The sequence below is a fragment of the Amycolatopsis sp. NPDC052450 genome (assembly GCF_044547565.1).
Lineage (GTDB): Bacteria > Actinomycetota > Actinomycetes > Mycobacteriales > Pseudonocardiaceae > Amycolatopsis.
The window spans coordinates 64,574-82,545 of the sequence record NZ_JBIUAQ010000013.1 but is presented as its reverse complement, the minus strand read 5'-3'; the positions used below and the strand labels follow the sequence as shown (position 1 = coordinate 82,545).

Sequence of the window (17,972 nt, the reverse complement as noted above, 5' to 3'; positions counted from 1 at the left end):
TCACCACGTGCCCACGTAGGTGATCGCGTCGTCCCATGCCTCGCCGACGGCGTTCGCCGCCTCGCCCGCGGCGCCGCTCACCGCGTCGACGGCCGCGCCGCCGTACTCGCCGACGGTGTCCGCGATCTTCGGCAGGTCGATGTCGATCTTCGCGCCGATCCCGGCACCGAGGCCGAGCGCGACACCCGCCTTGAAGTTGACCTTGATATGCCCGGCGTCGTAGACGGCCTGGCCGTCGAGCTGCGCGCCGAGTCCATATTGGAGGGTTCCGCTCGCGCCGACGCCCACACCGGCCACGTCGGCCGCGAGTTCGCCCTCGATCTTTCCGCCGACGAAGGCGTTGGCGTGCACACCGACACCGTGTGCGCCCGCCTGGAGCGAGCCGTTCACCTCACCGCCGACGAACGCGGTCCCCTTGGCGCTGCCCGAAGCGACGCCCCATTCGCCCTTGCGTTCGAGTTCTTCCTTGAACGCCGCCAGTTCGGCGTGTCCGGACGCCTTGAAGTCCCAGCCCTGCGAGGAGACCTTGGCGTCCCAGCCCGGGGTGAAGCCGTCCTGTTCCTGCTTCCATTTCGCGTACGTGATCTCGGTGTTGCCCCAGGCCTTGTCTCGCAGGCCTTCCGGCTTCGGCCTGCCGAACGGCGTGTCACCCGCACGCGGGGCGCGCGTGCCTTCGAGACCGTCCCAGGTGAGCTTCTTCCAGCCGGAATTGCCGAACCACGACGGATGCGAGCGCGGACGCCTGCGGCCGTCGAGCGCTTCTCCGTTGAGCCAGTACAACGGGCCGCGACCCCATTTGCCGAGTTCGTGCTCGATCCGGCCGGTGCCCTCCGGCGGGAACAGCCGCGCGAGTTCCTCGCTCAGTTCGTCCGCGATCTCCTGTGCCGCCTGCGCGGCGCGTTCGCCGAGCTGCCGGGCGGCGGAGATGAACGCGTTGACCGCGTTCGCGTTCGCCGTCCGCGCCTGACTGGTGAGCTGCGCGGCGTACTGGTCGAACTGGGCGAGGATCGAGTCCACACAGGACTTCGCACCCTGCAATGCCTGCGCGCCTCCCCGCAGCCGGTTCGACTGGTCGCCCAGTTTCGTGCCGAGTTCGCCGAGTTCCTGGCTCAGTTTCGCGGCGGAAGTGGAGAACGCGACGTACGCGTCACCTTCCCAAGACGCGTTGAGCGCCTTGGCCGCCTTGCCGATCTCCTCCGCGCGGCCCGAAACCGTCGACGCCCGCTCACCGCACCGCTGGCTCGCCGCGTTCAGCGCGGCGGGATCACCGGTGACCCGCCGCTGGTACTCGACCACGAGCCGCCGGTAATTCGACAGGATCGAACTGACGACGCCCGACGCGTCGACCACACCGCTCCCCCACACGGCTACCTGCCCTTCGCCGGTGAGTCAGCTCCCGCATCGATATCGATGTGCTGCTCGAAGTGCTTGCCGCCGTAGTTCATGTCGATGTCGATATCGATGTCCTGCCCGCCCGGCGCCTGCACGGTCGACTTGCCGGTGCTCAGGTCGGTGGTGATGGTGACCGTGTTCCCGTTGCCCGCGCTCGGCAGCGCACCGCCACCGTTGGAGCCGGCACCCGCGCCACCGCCCGAGGGTCTGTCCACCGGGATCCAGGCGTCCGCCCCACCCGGCCAGTTGCCCTGGGAACCGTTGCCGCCCAGCGCGGGCGGCCGGTACTGGGTGAACGGCGGCGTCTCGCCCGGCGTCGTCCCGCCACCCGAAGCGCCGCCCGCCCCGCCACCCGAGCCACCCACGGCGGCCTGTCCCGAACCGCTGGCGACCGAGCCCGGTGCCTGCGGGTTGGTGATCGGGGTGCCCGAGACCGCCGAGTTGCCCGCGGCGCCGTTGTCACCGGCGTCGTTGTGCCCGAACAGTTTCTGGACCTCGCCGATGATGGTGGCGATCTGGGTGATCTGGTTGGCGAGGTCGACCACGCCGAGCGCCTTCAGCAGCGCGCCGATCGCGGTGATGAACGCGCGCAGCGAAGCACTGGTGGCGGTGGAAAGCGCGACAGCGGCGCCATAGGTCCACGGATTCGACATCAGGCCGGCGACCGTCGGGTTCACCGCCGACACCACCGCTTTGTAGGCGGCCTGTGCGGTCTTGATCAGCGTCCCGGCGACGCCGAGCAGTTCGGCGCCCTTCTGCACGACCTGGATGATCTTGTTCAGCGAGTTCAGGGAGTCGGTGATCTTCTTCAGCGCCGAGTCCGACGCGGCGCCGGACCAGATCTTGCCCAGCTGCTCGGCGGCCTTCGTCACCTCGTTGTACATGGTGAGGAACTCGTTGGCCTTCTTGAGCACCTCGAGTACGTGCTTGGCGATCTGCTCCGGCTGCCCGGTGAGGATCTGCGGCAGGATGGTGATCGGCCCGCCCGAGGACGCCGTGGCGTCCATCGCGCTGGAATTCGGATAAGTCAGCATGGTCGCTCCTCAGGCCGGAAGTCAGACGGAAGCCGGGCGGTAGACACTGACCTTCGCCAGGCCGTTGATGTCCGCTTCGACGATTCCGTGGTTGTAGAGCAGTCCGCCCTCTCCGGCGATGGCGATGACCGGCTGGCGATCGGAGAACAGGAGCGGTTCGACCACGACGACGTCACCGCTGTGCACCCCGCCGGGTACGTCGCCGAAGTTGCGCGCCGTGCCCGCGTAGACCTCGATGACCCCGACCCGCGCCTGGTTGTCGGCGTCACCGGCCAGCCAGTCGTTGAAGTCCGAGACGCCGTGGAACCGCGTGTCGGTGATCGGGTGGTCGCCGAGCTGCCCCAGCCGCGCGTCCCCCAGGTAGCGCAGCACGTTGCCGACCGAAGACGGCTCGCCCTCGCCGCCGGCGCTGTCGTTGATGGCCAGCGTCGCCAGTTCGGAGGCGTGCGAATTCCCCCAGATCGACGACGACGTCGATCCGGCGCCGCCGCCGGGACGGCCGCCGTAGCCGCCCGCGACCGCCTCGTCCGCGGCCTGGTAGGCGTCGGCGCTGCTCTTGATGAAGCCGTTGATCTGCTGCAGCAGTTGCAGGAGGGTGCGGACCGCGACCACCTGCTGGCTCTGCATGGCCGTGTTGGCCGCCGCCACCGCGCTGCCGAAGGTGGCGAACGACATCGGCTGCAGGACGGTGCGTTCGAGGTCGCCGACGACATTGATGCCCTGCATGATGATGCCGCCGAGGTTTCCGACCGCCGAGCGCATGGCCTCGGGCTCCGCCCGGTACTCGCCCGTGCCGACCATGGCTCTCCTTCTCTCGTTCCCCCATGCCTGCGACTGTTCGAGCAGCGTAAGTTCGCCACCAGACGCGAGCGGACGGCAAAAGTACCCACCGCAAGGGCGGCACGAGTGGCCAGAATGATCGGCAGGATTACCCACAAGCGGCCAGAAAGACCCTGATGAGCGCCACTCGCGACCGCCTGCCGGCCCTGGGCGAGCAGCCCGGTGAAATCGTCCTGCAGTCCCCGCCGATGCTGCCGAAGGGCTCGTCCGGCGGAGCCATGCAGCTGCTGATGTTCATGCCGATGATGCTGGGCATGGGCGCCATGTCGTTCGTCTACATCGGACGCGACGGCGGGGTGATGACCTACATCTTCGGCGCGTTGTTCCTCACCGCGATGGTGGGCATGGTCGTGATGTCGCTCGGGCGCGGTGGCGCGGCGAAGAAGGCGCAGATCAACGAGGAGCGCCGGGACTACCAGCGGTACTTGACCGGTCTGCGCGGCCAGGTGCGGGAGATCGCGGACAACCAGCGCGCGGCGATGGCGGCGTTGCAGCCCGATCCCGCCGACCTGTGGGCGTACATCGAGACGGGGAAGCTGTGGGATCGCCGCCGGTCCGACCCGCAGTTCGGGCAGGTGCGCGTCGGAACGGGCCCGCAGCGGCTCGCGACGCCGTTGAGAGCGCCGCAGACCGTGCCGCTGGAAGACCTCGACCCGGTGTGCTCGACGAACCTCAAGCACTTCATCCGGACCTATTCGACGGTCGACGGACTCCCGGTCGCGGTCTCGCTGCGGTCGTTCGCGCAGGTCAGCCTGTCCGGCCGCCGCCCGGACACACTCGGGACCGCACGGGCGCTGCTGACCCAGCTCGCCACCTTCCATTCACCCGGCGACCTGCGGATCGCGCTCTGCGTCCACAACGACCGGCTGCACGACTGGGAATGGGCGAAGTGGCTGCCGCACGTGGCCTCCACCGCCGCCGACGCCGCCGGTCCGCGACGGCTCGTCGACGCCGACTCCGGGAAACTCGCCGACCTCCTCGGCCCCGACCTCGGCGACCGGCCCGCGTTCACCCGGCGGCCGGATTCCCGGCTGGACCTGCCCCAGATCGTCGTCATCGTGGACGGCGGGCACACCCTCGGCGACACGCGGCTCGTCGGCGAAGAGGGCAGGCTCGGCGTCACCGTGGTGGAGATCGGCACCGAGCAGCCGCGATCGGTGTCGTCGGAACGGCTGCTGAGCCTGCACATGAGCCCGGAGCAGCTCGGGATGGTCGTCGGCGACGGGACGGAGCAGCGGCTCGGTTTCCTCGGCATGCCCGACACCTTGGACCGCGGGGCCGCCGAGGCGCTGGCACGGATGCTGACGCCGCTGTTCCAAGGAGCGGCGGTGGTCAGCGAAGCGCCGATGTCGGCGACCTTCGGGCTGGCCGGGCTGCTCGGCATCGGCGACCCGCGCGACACCGACACGGCCGTCACCTGGGCGCCGCGATCCGCGCGCGACCGGCTGCGGATCCCGCTGGGCGTCAACCCCGATGGCAGGCCCGTCGACCTCGACCTGAAGGAATCGGCCGAAGGCGGGATGGGGCCGCACGGGCTGGTCATCGGCGCGACCGGATCCGGCAAGAGCGAGCTCCTGCGGACACTGGTCACCGCGCTCGCCGTCACGCACTCCTCGGAGAAGCTGAACCTCGCGCTGATCGACTTCAAGGGTGGCGCGACCTTCGCCGGGATGACCGGGCTGCCGCACACCTGCGCCGTCATCACCAACCTGTCCGACGATCTCGCGCTGGTCGACCGCATGGCGGACGCGCTGAACGGCGAACTGTTGCGGCGTCAGGAACTCCTGCACGCGGCCGGGAACTACGCGTCGGTGCGGGACTACGAAAAGGCCAGGGAATCCGGCGCCAACCTGCGGCCGTTGCCGTCACTGCTGGTGATCATCGACGAATTCAGCGAGCTGCTGTCTTCGCGGCCGGAGTTCATCGACCTGTTCGTCGCGATCGGGCGGCTGGGGCGGAGCCTCGGGATCCACCTGCTGCTGGCTTCGCAGCGGCTGGAGGAAGGACGGCTGCGCGGGCTGGATTCGCATCTGTCGTACCGGATCGGCCTGCGGACGTTCTCCGCGTCGGAGAGCCGCGCCGTGCTGGGCGTCGCGGACGCCTATCAGCTGCCGCCCGTACCGGGTTCGGCGTATCTGAAGTCCGACAACGACACCCTCATCCGGCTCAAGGCCGCGTACGTCTCGGGGGAACTGCCGCCGCGCAGCAAGATCGTGCGCAAGGACGGCCAGAGCCTCGGTCTGATGCCGTTCACGCTGGCGCCGGTGGAGATCCCGGTGACCGTCGAGGCCGAGGAGCCGGTCGAAAAGGGCACCGGTGAGACGATCATCGGCGCGATGATCTCGCGGCTCGAAGGCAAAGGCCCGGAGGCGCACCAGATCTGGCTTCCGCCGCTGGCCGAACCGCCCACCCTGGACCAGCTGCTGCCACCGCTCGGCGAAGATCCGGCACGCGGTCTGTGCCCGCTGGGCTGGGGCGGCAACGGCAAGCTGATGATCCCGGTCGCCTTGGTGGACAAGCCCTTCGAGCAGCGACGCGACATGCTGTGGGCCGACTTCTCCGGTGCCGCCGGGCACGCGCTGATCGTCGGTGCGCCGCAGAGCGGCAAGAGCACGCTGATGCGTGACATCGCCGCGATGCTCGCGCTCACCCACACTCCGGAAGAGGTCCAGCTGTTCGTGCTGGACATGGGCGGTGGCGCGCTGGCGCCGATCGCCGGGCTGCCCCACGTGTCCGGCTACGCGACCAGGCGCGACGCCCAGCGCTGCCGCCGCGTGGTGGCGGAACTGACGACCCTGCTCGAACAGCGCGAGGAGTTCTTCTCCGCCAACGGGATCGAGTCGATCACGACGTTCCGCCAGCGGCGTTCGGAGTTCCGGGAGAGCACGGAAGGCCGCGAATTCGGCGACGTCTTCCTGTTCGTGGACAACTGGACCACGATCCGTCAGGAATACGAACAGCTGGAAGAACAGATCACCAGCCTGGCGTCGCGCGGGCTCGGCTTCGGCATCCACGTCGTCGTCTCGATCAACCAGTGGATGGGCATGCGGGCACCGCTGCGCGACGCGATCGGCACCAAATTCGAACTGCGGCTCGGTGAACCGGCGGACTCGCTCATCGACCGCAAGATCGCCCAGAACGTCCCCGCCGACCGGCCGGGCCGCGGGCTGACCGCGGACAAACTGCATTTCCTCGCGGCACTGCCGCGGATCGACTCGGACCAGCGGCCGGATACGGTCGGAGCGGGCGGGCTCGACTTGAACCGCCGGATTTCCGCAGCGTGGAAACGTGCGGCCGCGCCGCAGGTCCGGCTGCTGCCTCCCGAGGTCCCGCTGGACTCGCTGGAAGCCGGGCCGCGCAAGCAGGTCACGCTCGGCATCGCGGAATCGAACCTGCGGCCGGTGTACCTCGACTTCGCCACCGAACCGCACTTCCTGGCCTTCGGTGACGTGGAATCCGGCAAGAGTTCGCTCCTGCGTGCGATCGCGCAAGGCATCGTGTCGAAGTACTCGGCGGAAGAGGCCGCGATCGTCGTCGCCGATTATCGGCGAGGGATGCTGGGCGCGGTACCGGAGTCGCACCTGCTCGGCTACGCGGGTTCCGAGACCGTGCTGACCGGGCTGATCGACCAATGCCAGCAGGCCATGCGGAACCGGCTCCCCGGCGCGGACGTCACGCCGGAACAGCTGCGAAACCGGTCCTGGTGGCGGGGTCCGGAGCTGTTCGTCCTCGTCGACGACTACGAAATGGTCGCGACCGTCGGCCGGAACCCGTTGCTGCCGCTGCTGGAATTCCTGCCGCAGGCGCGGGACATCGGGCTCCACCTCGTCATCGCGCGCGGGAGCGGCGGGGCCGGGCGTTCGCTGTTCGAGCCTGTGCTGCAACGGATCCGGGAGCTGGGGTCCCCGGGCTTGGTGATGTCCGGGGCGCGGGACGAAGGGGCGCTGCTCGGAGAGGTCAAGCCGGGACCGCAGCCCGCGGGACGGGGTGTGCTGGTCTCGCGGCGGCATGGGACCGGGCTGGTGCAGGTGGCCTGGACGAAGCCTGTGGAGGACTAAGGGGTCCGCCTGTCTGGAGGATTGGGCCCATGGCCCTGAGCCCTTTTCAACTTCCCGTCCTGGTGACATGGTGAAGGACCGTCACGGCCTAGAAGGGGCGGTCTGCGGCGATCCCGAAACTGGCGGGGAGGCGTGCGCAGGTATCTCCGCAGCGCAGGTGCGCGAGCACGAGCAGTGCCTGGCGGTGCACCGGTAGCCTGTGCCACCGAGTGCCTCGTTCGCGGCGACCGGCAAACTCCAGCCTGTCGCATCAAGGTCGGGAAGTGCTCACTGCCTGACGGGTGATGTTCCGGGCGCGATACTGGCTTCATGACTCCAGCGAACCGCCCGGACGAAGTCCGCTTGAGGGCGTTCACCGAGGCCGACCTCGACTTTCTCGACCGCCTCTGCACGGATCCCGATGCGCTCGGCGAGTTCGAGTGGCCCGGATTCGGTGATCCGAGGGCACGCCGCAAGCGATGGGAGATCGACGGGTACATCTCCGCCGAGTCCGCGGCGGTCGCGATCGCGCGGGCCGACGACACGGTTATCGGCATCGCCAGCTGGAAGCCCCGCGGCTTCCCCTCGGGTGTCACCTACGAGATCGGCGTGGGGGTACTACCCGAGCATCGTGGACAGGGGGTGGGCACGGTGGCGCAGAGGCTGCTCGTGGACTACCTGTTCGGCCGCACGACCGCGAACAGAATCGAAGCCCTCACCAATGGCGGCAACCTCGGCGAGCAGAAAGCCCTCGAACGCCTGGGGTTCCGCCGGGAAGGGGTCATGCACGGCAGGTCCTTCCAACACGGCGAGTATGTCGATGTGCTCGTCTACGGTCTGCTCCGCTCAGAGCATTGTCCCGGAACGCCGTGAGCACTCCTCCCAACCTGTTCGGAGCGAGGGCTGGAAAGGCTCACTGTATCTGTCCGTTGTCCACGCCGCGGATGCGCCAGATCTCTTTGGCAGCAGCGTATCCGGCTCCGCCCAGTCACATTTTCCTTATCCGGCATAAGAATCCAGAGCATGCTGGATAATTGACGGCAAAGCATCGATCCAGTGGCGATCGAACATCAGTTCGAGTATGATCTTGGTGTAACTGTTCAGGCTATTTTGGTGTTTGTTGGCAGCCAAGGGTTTCCGGTGATGGCGTCGCGGAGTCCGGTGAGGATGTGGATGTGGTTTTTGCGGAGGGTGGAGATGTAGGCGCGGACGCGGAGCCAGGTGTGGGCGCCGTGTCGGGTGCGCCAGCCGCCGGAGATTTTCATCTGGGCTTTGATCATGCGTAGGTCGCGTTCGGCTTGGTTGTTGGTGAACGGGATGGTGAGGTCGTGTGCGAAGCGCAGCACGTCGTGCTGGTAGTCGCGCAGGCGTACCAGCAGGCGGCGGGTTTTGCTTTGGTGGCCTTTTTCGGGTGGGTGCAGGAACAGGCCGACGTTGACGGTGCGGATGAATCGTGAGAGCAGGGGGTCCGCGATGGCGGGCGGGATGGCGGTCAGGCCGGCGTCGCGTGCGTTGTGGGCGGCGGTGTTGAGATTTTCCAGGGTCTTGATGGCGATCGATGGCCAGGTGTGTTCGGGGTGTTCTTCGCCGGCCGCGACCAGTTCACGCAGGTGGTGGGCGTTGCAGCGGGCGTGAGTGGGACCGTAGTACTGGTACGGTTTCCAGCCGTCGTGGACCGCGACGCCCCGGAATCGTGGCAGGATCCCGAATTCGTCCAGCGCTTCAGTGCCGCGGAGTTTGTGGGCGAAGTAGGCGGTGAGGGTCTGGGTGCAGGCCGTGTGCAGCCACCAGGTCTTGGCCTCGACCCGGATGCCGGTCTCGTCGAAATGCGCCACCGGCGCCGCCCGCAACGCGTCGGCGACCTGCTGCTCGAACCCGGCCAGCTCGGCCGCGACGGGAGTGAGGACTCCCGCGACCCAGCCGGTCGAGACCGGAAGACCCATCAGGTCACCGAGCAACTGGGCGGTCCGGGAAACCGGAATGTGCTGATAGGTCAACAGATACGTCGCCAGCGCGGTCACGTTCGGCCCGTAACATACCGGCGCGGTCGCTTCGCGGGGTCCGATCGCCGTGGTCACCTGACGGCACCCGGAACAACGCCGCCGATGTAGTCGATGCTCGGTGACCGACGGGCGCACTTCCGGCAGGTCGATCACCTGCCGACGCGACGCCACGCCGACTTTGTCGCGTCGGCGCAGCATCGCCCCGCAGCCGCCACAGGAGGACGGCACGTGATCAACGATCCGATCCGGATCGTCCACCATGGACAGACTCGCCCCCGGCGCTCCCGGCTGCTTTCCCCGCCTCCGGCCAGTCTTGCCACGCAACGACTTCGGCGCCGGCTTGCTGAACCTGTCCGACGATGGCGGCATCGACGAGTTGCCGGAATTCGTCCCCAGACGACGCTTCAGCTCAGCAACCTCGCCCCGCAGCTGAGCGATCTCCTCACGAGCACGACCAAGCTCCACCGCCTGCGCGGTGACCAACGCCGCAAGCTCGTCATACGACGGCCGAACCCCTTCTCCCACAACAAGATTATCCCACAACACCACCAACAGCGAACAAGGGGCCTGAACAGTTACATCTTGGTCATGACCACATCTTTTGCTTTCAATCCGAAAGCCGCTCATCTTCTGGATGCCGCCTACGACGAGGAAGTCGTGCTGCGTCGGGCGCAGGGACGGCAGGTGCGTGCGATAGCCGGGTTTGCTGCGGTGGGTGGTTCCCGAAGATCGGTGACCGAGGAGGTCGCTTTGGCCTTCTCGGTCTCCCGTAATCAGGCTTTCCTGCTGGTGGAAACGTCGTGTGCTCTGGTGTCACGGTTGCCGAACACGTTGGCGGCGCTGGAGAACGGTGACATCGACCTGTACAAGGCGTCGAAGGTCAGTCAGCTGACCCGTGAGGTCTCCGACGAGGTCGCCGCCCAGGTGGACGCGTGGATGGCCACACGGCTGACTGGCCGTGATCCGGGGGCGATCCGGAAATCGGTGGATCACGCGGTACAGAAATTCGATCCCGACGGCTACCGGGACCGCGCCGCGAGCAAACGCGCGTTACGCCACATCGCGTTGGAACACGAAGACGACACCATGTCGAAACTGTCGGGGTGGCTGCCCGCCGAAGTGGCCAGCTCGATTTACGCGTCACTGAGCCACGCCGCCCGCACCCGTCGCGCGAACGACAAGTCCCGCACCCTCGATCAACACCGCGCCGACCTCTTCGCCGAACGGCTGCTGGCCGAAGACGGCCACGGCACACCCCGCGCGCACGTCCATGTCTATGTCGACTTGCTGACCCTGACCGGTGCCCGGGAAGATCCCGCGACCCTCGCCGGCTACGGCCCCATCCCCGGCTGGCTTGTCCGTGAGATCGCCGCCGACCCCGGCTCCACCTGGTCCCGGCTGATCACCGACCCCACCACCGGCCAACTCCTCGAAGCCGGCCCCGGCACCTACCGCTCCCCCGCCTCACTCGCCCGCCTGATCAAAGCCCGAGACCGCGAATGCACCCACCCCGGCTGCCACCGGCCCGCCGAATTCTCCGAGATCGACCACCTCACCACCTGGGCGAGCAACGGCGGCACCGACCACCACAACTGCCACGCCGCCTGCAAGATCCACAACCTCCTCAAAGAAGAACCCGGCTGGACCGCAACTCCCACGGGCAACGGCGGCATGACCATCACCACCCCCACCGGCCGCACCTACACCACCACCCCCGAACCACTCCACGACCCACGACCCGAACCAGAAGACGACACCCCACCCTTCTGAAACGTGTGCCGCCCGACGTCGGCGAAGGAGGCGCCTTCGTGGCTCCGTCATGGCCATAGCTGCTTCGTCCACTTTGGAGCGTGCTCACGAGTGCGGAACAACGTGGCCGTCAAGTTGCGATGCGCTCGCGGCGGCATCGCGCTTCCCCGGCTTCGGTTGACACCCAGGCAGGTCACCACCCGTAAGCAGCCCTGCCTCGCACCAGCGAAGTCACCCGACCCGTGCGGCGATCTCCCGCGCGCAGGCCAAGGCTTCGTTCACCCCAGTGTCCACTTCGAAGTCGTAAACCACGCCTCGATGCACGATTTCGGCCTGCGCCCGCGCCATCCCCGTAACCCGATCCCCACGCGCCATCTCCCGCCCGGCGGCCACGACGCCGTCACACCGGACCCCGACCCACAGGACGTCGAGTCCGTCCAACGCGTCACGCCACCGCTGCTGCGACGCGGCCCCACCGAGGAACGCGTCATCGATGATGACCCGGGCCCCGGCCCGGACCATCGCCGCGACACCGGCCATCCACGCGTTCTCGAGCCGCCGGAAACCGGATCCGACACTCACTGCACCGTCCGCCGCGAAGCCGATCCCGTCGTCCACTGTGGACGGCATGGCGTCGATCAAGGTGTCCACGCCGAGGGTGAGCCAGGGATCCGGCAACACCGCCCGCAGGCATCTGGCGATCCCCGACTTACCCGAACTGGAGCCGCCGTTCAGCACGATCACTGTCGTCACACGAACACCCTAGACACCGGCAGGCGAGCCACGTCCAGGGAATTCGGATACAACGGACGTCCACGGCAAAGGGAAGCATCCACCCAATTCTGAATTCGCGCGGAACTCGCTTTTCCCAAGACCACCCGGACGGCCCAATACTTTCCTCGCGACGCTTACCGACTTCGGTAGGTTACCAAAACCCTTACCGCCGCCTAACTTGGTGAAATCGTTTCAACTGGAAACGAACTCCCCGACGCAGGCCGAAGGGCGTATTCATGCGTATGTCCAAAATCGTCGCAACGGTGGCGAGCGCCGCCGCGGCGCTGACCCTTGCCGCCACCCCCGCCGCGAACGCGGGTCAGGACATCATCGGCGGCGGCACCGTGAGTTCCGCGCCGTGGGGCGCCCAGATCTACTGGGACGACGCCACCGCGTTCGGCGGCTTCAACTGCTCCGGCACGATCATCGCTCCGCAATGGGTCCTCACCGCGAAGCACTGCCTCAACAAGCCCGGCATGCACGTCAAGGTCGGCAACGTCAACCTGAACCAGGGCACCGAGGCCGACGTCGACCAGCAGAAGGCGGCCCCGAGCGGCGACATCGCCCTGCTGCACCTCACGACCGCGGTCAGCACGACGTACATGAAGCTCGGCACCGCGAACCCGGCCAACGGCACCACGAACCAGATCTACGGCTGGGGCCGCACGCAGGGAAGCAACCCGCCGTCGAGCGTCCTGAAGACGGCCGACGTCCGCATCACCGGCACCAGCAGCGACGCGTACGGCGGCCAGGCCATCGCCAGCGTCGGCGTCAACGGTTCGGCCTGGCACGGCGACTCGGGCGGCCCGCAGCTTTCGAACGGCGTCCAGGTCGGTGTCTGCTCGACCGGCACCAACTCCGGCACGAACCCGCAGGGCACCCAGAACTACGCCAGCGTCGCGGCGAGCCGCGACTGGATCCGCACCACCGCGGGGGTCTGACACCACTACGCGCCCCAGCCGGCCGTGAGTGGCGCTTCGGGTTAGAACCCGAGACGCCACTCACGACCAACCCGGCCCACACTTTCCGGCACCTTGGTCGCCCGGCTCAACCGGCAAACAGCCGATCCGCGGGAAGTCCCGACCGGATTTCGCGGAGGCTCACAGCAGCTGATGCATCGGCCGCCTCGTCCGGAGCGAAAGCGCCGACCCGGCGGCCACGACGGCGATGATCCCGGCGCCCGCGACCAGCGTCCAGAAATCGGGGTTCACGATGGACTGCCCGCGCTGAGCCTGCCAGGTGAGCAGCACCAGCAGCCCCGCGAAGCCTGCCGAAGCGGTCCGGACCAGATTCCGCCGCACGAACTCCGATTCCAGCACCGGATACCGCTTGGCGAGCTTGAGCAGTCCGAAAGCGACCAGCGGCAGCACCTGGATCGCGTGGATGCCGAAGAAATGCGGGATCCGCAGGTCCCCGCCCACGGTGCTCCAGCCCAGCACCGGCAGTCCCGGGCCGCCGTCGGGCACGCCGACCGCGTGGGCACCGATGATCGACGGCCGTTCGCCGGAGCGGAACTGGGCTTTCTGCTGTTCGTTCGGCCCGAACATCAGCAGCGCGATCCCGATGCCGGCGACGGACAACGCGGCACCCGCGCGCAACGCGGAGTTCATCGCCCGGTCGGGAAGACGTTGGAACAGCAGGAGAACCGCGATGGCCGCCGTCGCTCCCCAGCCGGCGAAGGCACCGTTCGCGACCATGTTGTTGATCCACTGGTCGGCCGGGGTCGCCTGGTTGAAGTGGAGTGTCCTGCCGCGGACGATGACCTGCCAGAACAGCAGCGCCATGTCCATGCCGAGGCCGACCGCGAACATCGTCCCGAGCCACCAGCCGAGCCGTTTGCCCCGCGTGAGCTGCCCGATCAGCCAGGCCAGCGTCACCGCGTAGAGCCCCACGGAAATCGTGAACTTGAGCGGTTTGAGCCAGATGGGCGCGTTCACGAGGCTGCGATCGTCGAAAACGAGACCGCCGAGCGCGATCACCCCGAGCACCGCCATCGCCGCCGCCAAGATCATCAGCGGGCGATGCGATACTGTCCTGAAACCCTTGTCCACCATGGGTTTGAGGGTGCCGGGAGGCATCGGTCCGGACACTGGAGCACTCCCCCTGATCGAGGGTGGGGACGGCCCTACCGGCGAGCTGTGGGTAATAGTGCCGTCACTGCGACCGGCAGTTGTGCCGTTTGACCGGACTCCCCTGTTTTCTAGCGTGTCCTTCACAAGAGCAGACAGGGCGTCCCCTGGTGCTCACCGGGATTTCCAGCGAGATGAGAGGAGGTGGCCCATCAATGACCGGTACGGGATATCAGGCAGACGCAGCTGCGATGGCGCGCGCCGTCCAGGGGTTCGAGGAAACCGCGTCGAACGCCAAGACCACGATGGCCAGCTTGGAGAGCGAGCTGACCCAGACCCTGCACAACTACAAGGGTGACCAGGCGGTCGCGTTCTGGGATCTGCAGCGCCGTCTGCAGGAGAAGATGACCATCGCCGTGAACGAGCTCAACACGATGTCGCGCCTCGTGCACGAGAGCAACCGGAACTACAACTCGGGTGACGAGCAGGTCCGGGAAAGCCTGACCGGGGTCAGCGGAACCGTCGACCAGACCGTGTTCCACCGGCTCAACCCCTGATCCGCGAGAGGACCACCAATCATGGCTGACGTCGTCGAAATCAACTTCGCCGCGCTGCAGCACAGCTCGGCCTCGCTGGCCGCCAAGGCCAAGGCGCTCACGTCCCAGCTCGAACAGCTGCACACGAACCTGCAGCCGATCACCCAGACCTGGTACGCCTCCGGCAGCTCCGCCGGTGAAGCGGCCCGTGCGTCTGAAACCCGCCTGCGCCAGGCCACCGCGGACATCGTGGCGATCATCGCGCAGTTCGGTGGCAAGGTCGGCGACGCCCACGATCTCCAGCACAGCCTGGAGAACCGTAACCAGGGCCTGTTCGCCGGCTGATCCCCCATCCGTCGGCCGGCCGGTGCTTTCACCCCCCTCGGCACCGGCCGGCCGGCTTTGCGCGTTGTCGTCCCCTTGTCGGCGTGGCCGTTCACGAGAGAGCCGGGATCAATGCAAGACCAGTCGTACTACGTCCATCTGGAATCACTGAAGGACTTCGTGCGGGAACTGGAGACCCAGATCCACGCGATGTCCAAGCCGAACGACTTCCTGCTGACCCTGAGCGAACAGCCGCTGCTGTTCGGCGAGTTCGGGGAGGCGGGTTCACTCAACAAGGCGCACCAGGCGGCCGTCGCCGAGATGCAGGGGCTGCTGGACCAGGTCAAGGGCGCGATCACCTTCGCGCAGGACGTCACCACGACCGTCGCCGACGGCTACGCGGCGGCCGACGGTTCGGTGGCGGGCGACATGAACCACTCGAGTCAGCAGGCCGGGTTGCTCGATCCGCTGCTCAACGTCCTCGGGGGCGTGCTGGGCGGTAACAGCGGCTCGAACGGCGGGGGGAACAAGGGATGACCGAGACCGCGCACACGAACTTCGCCGCGTACTCGCACCAGCAGCTCTACGCGATGCTGCAGTCGGGCGACCCGAACACGGCACGTCACGCGGCCCACAAATGGCAGTCCACCGGCTCCGGCCTGTTCGAACAGGCCGAGAACCTGACCGGTGAGCTGAAGGACTTCTCCGGCAGCTGGACCGGCGGCGCCGCCGACAAGTACCACACGATGATCACCGACCTGGTCGGCGGCATCCGCAAGGTCGCCCAGACCGCGCACGCGATGAACAACCTCCTCGAGGACGCGGCGGACGCGCTGGTGAAGGCCAAGAAGGAGATGCCGCCGCCGGTCGCGGTGCCCGACGTCGCCCCCGCCGACCTCGCGCTGGCCGTCAATCCGCCGCTGCTGCCGCCGGACGCGTCGCAGGCGACGATCATCAACGCCGCGCAGCAACGGCAGCAGGCCATCGCGAACGTCGAAGCGCAGCAACAGGCCGCGGGCGCGGCCAGCGCGGCGCACAGCAAGGCCATCGTGGTGATGACCCAGCTCGCGGGCGAGTACTCGACGGCGGAAGAGTCCATTCCGGCCTCGCCGAACGCCGTCACCCCGCCGCCGGTCACCGGTGGCGGCACCGCTCCTGGTGGCTCGGTCGGCAACAACATCGGCGGAACACCCGGTGTGGGTGTCGTGCCGGGCGACAACACGCATCCGCTGCCTTCGGACGGCTCCACGCCGCCCACCACCGGCCAGCCGGGCCAGGTCCCCAAGTCGAATCCGCTGTTCGGCGACATGTTCACCGCCGGTCTCGCCGCGGCCTCGGCCGCCGCGTTCGGCCGGTTCGGCTCGATCATGCCGCGGGTGCCGGGCTGGGCCAACGGCAAGAACCCCAAGGACGAGAAGAAGGACGGCGAGCTCGGCGGTGGCGGCGCCGGTGGGGCGGGCGCGACCGCGGGCGGGGCCGGTGGCGGCATCCCGATCGGCGGTGGCGGCGCGCCTTCGCTGGACGGCGGCGCGATCGGTGGCGGCGGGGTCTCCGGCCCCGGCGAGGTGCCTGCCGCGTTCTCCGGTCTGGCGGGCGACGGCGGCTCGGGCAGCGCGATGAGCGGGCTCGCGGGCGGGGCCGCCGGTGCGGCGGGCGCGGCGGCGGCCAAGGGCGCGATGCCGATGATGCCCATGATGCCGATGGGCATGGGCGCGGGCGGCGACATGGGTTCCGGACGGCGTATCCCGCCGTGGCTCGTGGAGACCGAGAACGTCTGGGGTCAGTCGTCACCGGTCGCTCCCGCCGTGCTCGGCGAAGAACCCGAACAGTACTGATCTTTTCCGACCAGGAGAGGCGGCTCGGTGATGGCATCCAGTGCGGGCGGTTACCGAGTCGCCCCCACCAGGCTCGAAGCGGCGGCGGCGGAACTCGAACAGCGTGCCGGCGTGCTCAAGACCGCGCAGACCGCGCTGGCGGGTGAGAACATCCCCTCCGCCGCGTTCGGCCAGGTTTCGGCGTCCGGCGCGGCATCGGCGACGTACACCAAGACGATCAAGGACGTCGCGGGCAAACTCGACGGCCGGATCACCAGGGCGACGGTGATCCATCAAGGGCTCACCTCCGCGGCCGGCGGTTACCGGCGCGCCGACGTCCAGGTCGCCGCTTCGTACCGGGCGCTCATGCCGGAGAACCCGTTGCCCAAGGCGGGGAATCCGGCGGGCGTCGGCGGCGCGGCCGACACCGGATCCTGGGCGGCCGCGATCGCCGAGAACCGCACGAAGGTCACCGACGCGCTGACCTCCGAACGCGAACGGCTCGCGAACCTCCTGGCACACGGCGGAAAAGCCGACGACATCGCGAACGCGCGCACCCGGATCGCGTTGTACGAGGACATCCTCGCCAACGACCGGCAGATCCTGCGGTTCGATCCGTCCGGTAACGGCCGGATCGCCGAACTGGTCGGCCGGATCGAACCGGGCACCCGCAACGTCGGGTTGTTCGTCCCCGGCGTCAACACCTCGTTCGACAACTTCCAGAGCTACGCCGACCTCGGCAAGAGCCTGGTCGCCGCGGACGCCACCGGGCGGACCGCGATGGTGGTCTGGGCCGACGGGGTCTTTCCGCAGAACGTCATCACCGAAGGGCCTGCCGCACATTACGCGCAGACCATGGCGCCCGATCTCAAGGCGTTCGGTGACGAACTGCGCGGCCAGATCGACAGCCACGCCGGCCCGGGTGTCGTGGTCACCGCCGTCGGGCACAGCTACGGCGGCGCGACCGTGGGGCTCGCGGAGCAGCTCGGGCTCAGGACCGATCAGGTGCTGCACGTCGAGTCCGCGGGGATGGGCCACGGGATCTGGAACCCGGACGACCTCCCGGCCAGCCAGGCCGGTGTGCAGCGCTACTCCATGACGGCCCCCTTCGACCCGATCGTGGTCGCGCAGGGCAACGCCGGTCTCGTCGAATGGCTCGGCGCCGGGCACGGAGCGGACCCCGACCGCTTCCCCGGCGTCGTCGAACTGGAAACCGGCCGCGACGCGAACGGCGACCTGCAGTGGGGCTTCGATTCCCACAGCGGTGTGCTCAAGCCGGGTTCCGATTCGTGGAACAACATCTACGGTGTGATCACCGGCGGCGCGGTCACGCACGAGGGCTTCACCGGCGGCTCGCTGCGCGAGATGGCCATCGAAGGCGTCGGAAGAGGCTTGTGAAA

15 protein-coding genes and 1 pseudogene are annotated in these 17,972 nt (G+C 68.1%); 9 read left to right on the top strand and 7 right to left on the bottom strand.

Annotation, left to right across the window (positions count from 1 at the left end):
- Genes ACIHAO_RS22425 through ACIHAO_RS22415 form a run of 3 tightly spaced genes read right to left on the bottom strand, consistent with a single transcriptional unit; the run spans position 1 to position 3,227 of the window.
- Entirely contained in the window at positions 1–1,350 is a 1,350-nt protein-coding gene (locus tag ACIHAO_RS22425; protein WP_396560682.1) for a WXG100 family type VII secretion target, read from the bottom strand.
- A 17-nt stretch (positions 1,351–1,367) separates the two neighbouring features.
- Positions 1,368–2,426, bottom strand: coding sequence for a hypothetical protein (locus ACIHAO_RS22420; protein ID WP_396560680.1), 1,059 nt, complete (start codon positions 2,424–2,426; stop codon positions 1,368–1,370).
- Between the two features lie 21 nt (positions 2,427–2,447).
- Entirely contained in the window at positions 2,448–3,227 is a 780-nt protein-coding gene (locus ACIHAO_RS22415) for a WXG100 family type VII secretion target (protein ID WP_396560678.1), read from the bottom strand.
- Between the two features lie 155 nt (positions 3,228–3,382).
- Here ACIHAO_RS22415 and eccCa point away from each other — a divergent pair, with 155 nt between their 5' ends.
- Positions 3,383–7,324: a type VII secretion protein EccCa gene (gene eccCa / locus ACIHAO_RS22410; protein ID WP_396560676.1), complete on the top strand. Its 3,942-nt coding sequence runs from the start codon at positions 3,383–3,385 to the stop codon at positions 7,322–7,324.
- A 109-nt stretch (positions 7,325–7,433) separates the two neighbouring features.
- Here the strand turns inward: eccCa and ACIHAO_RS22405 are convergent.
- Positions 7,434–7,550, bottom strand: a pseudogene (locus ACIHAO_RS22405) (transposase family protein); the annotation flags it as partial.
- Positions 7,551–7,633: 83 nt separating this feature from the next.
- On the opposite strand from ACIHAO_RS22405, the gene ACIHAO_RS22400 reads away from it, so the two are divergent.
- A complete protein-coding gene (locus tag ACIHAO_RS22400) occupies positions 7,634–8,176 on the top strand; it encodes a GNAT family N-acetyltransferase (protein ID WP_396560674.1) in 543 nt (180 codons plus the stop codon).
- Between the two features lie 227 nt (positions 8,177–8,403).
- Here the strand turns inward: ACIHAO_RS22400 and tnpC are convergent, their stop codons facing one another.
- Entirely contained in the window at positions 8,404–9,789 is a 1,386-nt protein-coding gene (gene tnpC / locus ACIHAO_RS22395; protein WP_396560672.1) for an IS66 family transposase, read from the bottom strand.
- A gap of 105 nt (positions 9,790–9,894) precedes the next feature.
- Between tnpC and ACIHAO_RS22390 the strand changes: the two genes are divergently transcribed.
- The gene (locus tag ACIHAO_RS22390) at positions 9,895–11,076 is read left to right on the top strand and encodes a DUF222 domain-containing protein (RefSeq protein WP_396560670.1); all 1,182 of its coding nucleotides are present in this window, start codon (positions 9,895–9,897) and stop codon (positions 11,074–11,076) included.
- A gap of 210 nt (positions 11,077–11,286) precedes the next feature.
- On the opposite strand, the gene cpt is transcribed toward ACIHAO_RS22390, so the two are convergent.
- Complete coding sequence (cpt, locus tag ACIHAO_RS22385) at positions 11,287–11,808, bottom strand: chloramphenicol phosphotransferase CPT (RefSeq protein ID WP_396560668.1); 522 nt, start codon at positions 11,806–11,808, stop codon at positions 11,287–11,289.
- 263 nt (positions 11,809–12,071) lie between these two features.
- Here cpt and ACIHAO_RS22380 point away from each other — a divergent pair, with 263 nt between their 5' ends.
- Complete coding sequence (locus ACIHAO_RS22380) at positions 12,072–12,770, top strand: S1 family peptidase (RefSeq protein WP_396560923.1); 699 nt, start codon at positions 12,072–12,074, stop codon at positions 12,768–12,770.
- A gap of 159 nt (positions 12,771–12,929) precedes the next feature.
- Here the strand turns inward: ACIHAO_RS22380 and ACIHAO_RS22375 are convergent, their stop codons facing one another.
- Positions 12,930–13,907, bottom strand: coding sequence for a hypothetical protein (locus ACIHAO_RS22375; protein ID WP_396560666.1), 978 nt, complete (start codon positions 13,905–13,907; stop codon positions 12,930–12,932).
- A gap of 206 nt (positions 13,908–14,113) precedes the next feature.
- Between ACIHAO_RS22375 and ACIHAO_RS22370 the strand changes: the two genes are divergently transcribed.
- From ACIHAO_RS22370 to ACIHAO_RS22350, 5 genes are all read left to right on the top strand, one after another.
- Entirely contained in the window at positions 14,114–14,455 is a 342-nt protein-coding gene (locus tag ACIHAO_RS22370) for a WXG100 family type VII secretion target (RefSeq protein WP_125787887.1), read from the top strand.
- A 21-nt stretch (positions 14,456–14,476) separates the two neighbouring features.
- On the top strand, positions 14,477–14,779 hold the full coding sequence (locus ACIHAO_RS22365; RefSeq protein ID WP_005155348.1) for a hypothetical protein: 303 nt from the start codon (positions 14,477–14,479) through the stop codon (positions 14,777–14,779).
- 111 nt (positions 14,780–14,890) lie between these two features.
- A complete protein-coding gene (locus tag ACIHAO_RS22360; RefSeq protein WP_396560663.1) occupies positions 14,891–15,295 on the top strand; it encodes a hypothetical protein in 405 nt (134 codons plus the stop codon).
- Positions 15,292–16,593 carry a WXG100 family type VII secretion target gene (locus ACIHAO_RS22355; RefSeq protein WP_396560661.1) on the top strand — a complete coding sequence of 434 codons (1,302 nt, stop codon included), beginning with the start codon at positions 15,292–15,294 and terminating at the stop codon, positions 16,591–16,593. The genes ACIHAO_RS22360 and ACIHAO_RS22355 overlap by 4 nt, the downstream gene beginning before the upstream one ends.
- A gap of 30 nt (positions 16,594–16,623) precedes the next feature.
- The gene (locus ACIHAO_RS22350) at positions 16,624–17,970 is read left to right on the top strand and encodes an alpha/beta hydrolase (protein ID WP_396560659.1); all 1,347 of its coding nucleotides are present in this window, start codon (positions 16,624–16,626) and stop codon (positions 17,968–17,970) included.
- Positions 17,971–17,972 lie beyond the last annotated feature (2 nt).

What these genes read in the sequence shown, in the direction of transcription:
- ACIHAO_RS22420 (WP_396560680.1), bottom strand. Translation starts at nt 2,426, where the DNA reads ATGCTGACTTATCCGAATTCCAGCGCGATGGACGCCACGGCGTCCTCG.
- ACIHAO_RS22415 (WP_396560678.1), bottom strand. Translation starts at nt 3,227, where the DNA reads ATGGTCGGCACGGGCGAGTACCGGGCGGAGCCCGAGGCCATGCGCTCG.
- eccCa (WP_396560676.1), top strand. Translation starts at nt 3,383, where the DNA reads ATGAGCGCCACTCGCGACCGCCTGCCGGCCCTGGGCGAGCAGCCCGGT.
- ACIHAO_RS22400 (WP_396560674.1), top strand. Translation starts at nt 7,634, where the DNA reads ATGACTCCAGCGAACCGCCCGGACGAAGTCCGCTTGAGGGCGTTCACC.
- ACIHAO_RS22390 (WP_396560670.1), top strand. Translation starts at nt 9,895, where the DNA reads ATGACCACATCTTTTGCTTTCAATCCGAAAGCCGCTCATCTTCTGGAT.
- ACIHAO_RS22380 (WP_396560923.1), top strand. Translation starts at nt 12,072, where the DNA reads ATGTCCAAAATCGTCGCAACGGTGGCGAGCGCCGCCGCGGCGCTGACC.
- ACIHAO_RS22375 (WP_396560666.1), bottom strand. Translation starts at nt 13,907, where the DNA reads ATGCCTCCCGGCACCCTCAAACCCATGGTGGACAAGGGTTTCAGGACA.
- ACIHAO_RS22370 (WP_125787887.1), top strand. Translation starts at nt 14,114, where the DNA reads ATGACCGGTACGGGATATCAGGCAGACGCAGCTGCGATGGCGCGCGCC.
- ACIHAO_RS22365 (WP_005155348.1), top strand. Translation starts at nt 14,477, where the DNA reads ATGGCTGACGTCGTCGAAATCAACTTCGCCGCGCTGCAGCACAGCTCG.
- ACIHAO_RS22360 (WP_396560663.1), top strand. Translation starts at nt 14,891, where the DNA reads ATGCAAGACCAGTCGTACTACGTCCATCTGGAATCACTGAAGGACTTC.
- ACIHAO_RS22355 (WP_396560661.1), top strand. Translation starts at nt 15,292, where the DNA reads ATGACCGAGACCGCGCACACGAACTTCGCCGCGTACTCGCACCAGCAG.
- ACIHAO_RS22350 (WP_396560659.1), top strand. Translation starts at nt 16,624, where the DNA reads ATGGCATCCAGTGCGGGCGGTTACCGAGTCGCCCCCACCAGGCTCGAA.